At 38.6% G+C, this 3,435-nt stretch carries 3 protein-coding genes; all 3 read right to left on the bottom strand.

The window, feature by feature from the left end; genetic code table 11:
• Window positions 1–40 precede the first annotated feature (40 nt).
• The 3 genes from QZ548_RS08600 to QZ548_RS08590 are packed head-to-tail and all read right to left on the bottom strand — an operon-like array spanning window position 41 to window position 3,259.
• Window positions 41–805 carry a TIGR03943 family putative permease subunit gene (locus QZ548_RS08600; RefSeq protein ID WP_119209397.1) on the bottom strand — a complete coding sequence of 255 codons (765 nt, stop codon included), beginning with the start codon at window positions 803–805 and terminating at the stop codon, window positions 41–43.
• Window positions 806–857: 52 nt separating this feature from the next.
• On the bottom strand, window positions 858–2,393 hold the full coding sequence (locus QZ548_RS08595; RefSeq protein WP_119209398.1) for a permease: 1,536 nt from the start codon (window positions 2,391–2,393) through the stop codon (window positions 858–860).
• Entirely contained in the window at window positions 2,390–3,259 is an 870-nt protein-coding gene (locus QZ548_RS08590) for a GTP-binding protein (protein WP_119209399.1), read from the bottom strand. The genes QZ548_RS08595 and QZ548_RS08590 overlap by 4 nt, the downstream gene beginning before the upstream one ends.
• Window positions 3,260–3,435 lie beyond the last annotated feature (176 nt).

Raw genomic sequence — 3,435 nt, 5'->3', positions numbered from 1 at the left:
GTTTGAGATTTATTAAGACTATTGATTTAATAATATTTCTTTAAGGATATACATAACCTAAAATAGGTTCTGCTGTTTTTATTTTGGTTACTTCTACATATGGTTGTTGACGACCGTGGAAGTCTCGTGTAGATACTTTGCCTTCGATAGATACCCATTGTTCATTTTGTAAGCTGTCTCCATCTGTTTTGTATGCAGTCATGCCGATTGGGGCGACGTCAGCGATACAGCAAGCCATAGCCATACGAGAGATGGTAAATTCATTAGATTTTAGCGTATTATCATCACGATTTACATAGCCTGTCATATATACGGTGTAGTCCTTGTATTGCTCTACATTAGAGCCGACCTTTACGATGGTTTGATAGAAGTTATCGGAGTTTAGTACGATTTCTTTTTTCTCTTTAGAAATGCCTGGTTCTTTGCTTTCACTATTAACGGTAATAACCTCACCTATAGCGTCGTTTGTAAAGTCAAAGTTGTTGGTATCATCATTTACGCGAACGGCACCGTGAACACCTGTAGATGGAACGAGTACGGGTGGAACGATGAGCAATACAATAGGGATAATAATTGGAACCACAGATTTCCAGTTGTGTTTGTAATATCTTGATGGAGCCCAAATAATCGTCGCTAGACCGCCTAAGATGAGGGCCACGCTACTAATTCCGAGTAAAAGCTCGTAACGCGGTGCGATATAGTTTAAATAACGTCCCGTCAGAATTAGGTATACACAGCAGATACCTAAGATGAGATAGAGAGAGCCTTTCACGATGGAAAAGCGATCTTTAAGTCCTAATTTCATAGAATCATCTCCTTTTATATTCATTAAAAACTGAAATTGTAATGGTTAAAAATTAGCCTACAAAGAATTGAAAACCTAAGGCAGCTATATAAGACATGACTGCAATGGTTATACCGAGACGAAGTATAAATGAAGTTGGCATATATTGTTTTAAAATATATACATTTTTTATATCGAGCATTGGACCTAAGATGAGGAAGCCCATAACTGAGCTTATAGGGAATAGGGTGCTCAAGGATTTGCCTATAATAGCATCTGATGTAGAACAGATTGAGAAGAAGAAAGCTAATATTAGCAAGATTGGAATAGCCCACACGATAGGTAATGTGATACCCGCATTGATGAGCCAAGGTTTTCCATATACTTGGACTACTGATAAAACACCGGCAGCCATGGAAAAATAGAATAAGAGTTGGGAGAACTCTTTTTCCATATGAATTAACAATCTTTTTTTGTTGATGTATTTACTCTTAGATGACTCTATTAAAATCTCTTCATAGCTGAAATTCTGAGTATTTCTAGCTTTCGTTAGTGCTTTTGAAGGTGGGTAGAAGCGGAATGATAATGATACCAATAACGCTACACCAAGCCCAAGGACGATACGCCATACAGAAATCATGGGATCATCTGGAAAGGCATACCAAGTGGAGAGAATTGTAATAGGATTGATGATTGGGCTGGCGAGCATAAATAGGAGGGCCACTGATAATGGTACGCCTCTATCTGTGAGTGCTTTGAATAATGGAATAATAGCACAGTCACATACAGGTAAGGCTAGGCCACTAACCATGGCGGCACCATAGCTCTTCCAAGAATAATCGCCTAATAGTTTTAGTAGTACGCTCTGTGGTACAAAATAGCGTATAACGGTTGAGCCAATAGTTCCTAATAAAAGGAATGGAATCGCTTCGATAATGAGCCCTGTAATGATGGCAAAGCATTGATGAATGGAGTAAGGAATGTCATGACGGAACGCGGTAACTAAAAGTATGTAGGCGGTAATACCGATAACTAATAGATTTGGTATGAGGCCCCACGTAGAATTGCGGCATAATTGCTCTACCTTTTCTGGCGTTGGCGCCGTTACAAGCTTGGCATCTCTATTATAGGTCCGTAATAAGGCATGATGTGTATCGGTCTCCGTGATGATGCAATCTGCACTGTATAATTGGCTTGTTACGTCATTACCTAAACCAGGTAACATCGATGCGACGAATTGATCCGTACAAATATATAATACCTTTTCGATTTGTAACATGTGACGCAGCTTATCACTATATAGCAAGGATTCTAGTTGATGAAAGCTGACCATACCATTCCATTCAATCCATATTTCTTTGGGATTTGTCTTATTGATATAGGTTGCGATTTCGTCTGCTATAGAACTATAGGTGTCAGGTTGATTAGGCGTGATTGCACTGAGTTTATCAGGGCTAAGTTGTAAAGCATCTTTAATAAGTGATACAGAGCCTTGTTCGGCACTGATACATGCTGTGCCACCAAGCTTTTTACGGTATTGTAATTGTTCATTTATGAATGTACTTTTACCAGAACCGATAAATCCGGTAACGATATAAACAGGTATCATGATTGACACACTTCGTTATGTACCATTGGCACATTAAAATCAGTACCAATAACGACTAAGCTGTAGTCAGTGGATTCGCTAGGTACTAGGGAGCAGTAATGCGTACCATATTGTAATTCATGGGGACCTTCGGTGGTAGGTACAATACCTTTAGCACGGAGCACACCGTCTGGCATACCTTTTAAGATCGTTTTCCACTGTAATACAGTGAGTGTACGCAAGTCTTTAAAGGTATGACTCATAAATAGATGTTCATCATGTAATGAATTGTCATCATGACAGTGATAGAGGCGTTTAATATAGTCTCGTAAGGAAATGGTATCCCATGACTCTTCGTGAATAGGTGTGTTGGGAGCTAAGTCGTGAATCATGCGCTTTGTAATGCTTGTTTGTTGAACATCTTCGGTGTGACTCAAGAAGATAGCGTCACTGTTTGTGATTTGATCTTTAAAGAATAAACCAAAGTTTTTGATAAACATAGGTGCTTGCATAGCATCCACCATTGTTACTGAGGCGTGAACATAGGCGGATTTCGCAATGTCTTCATCTTCACATGTATGGGTGATTTCGCTCAATTTACTGACCCCAGATGGTTCGATATAGATAATATCTACATCATAATTTTGAAGAATATCGAGTAATGCTTGTTGGAAATTTCCTTGTAAGCTGCAGCAAATACAACCAGATGTTACTTCACGAATAGTAGCACCTGTTTTAGCAAGATTTGTCGCATCAAGACTAGTTTCGCCAAAATCATTTTCTATAATTAAAACCTTGTCTGTAGGTTTATGTTCTTTTAGTATATGTTGTAAAAATGTTGTTTTTCCCGAACCTAGAAATCCGGATATGATAACAATAGGAATCATACATACCTCCTGCGTAATGTAAACACAGTATACACCCATAGGATAACACAGAAAATACATCCTAGGGTATATGCATAGTTATGAAATTTCTATTATTCTTAAACACATTGGCTTATTAAAAAAACAGGGTTTTGGGCCGGGCGCGGTAGTTCATGCCTGTAATCCTAGCACTTTGG

It is taken from the genome of uncultured Veillonella sp., from assembly GCF_915069625.1.
Classification (GTDB): Bacteria; Bacillota; Negativicutes; order Veillonellales; family Veillonellaceae; genus Veillonella.
The sequence above is the reverse complement of the archived record's forward strand: the minus strand, read 5'-3'. Positions and strand labels throughout refer to the sequence as shown.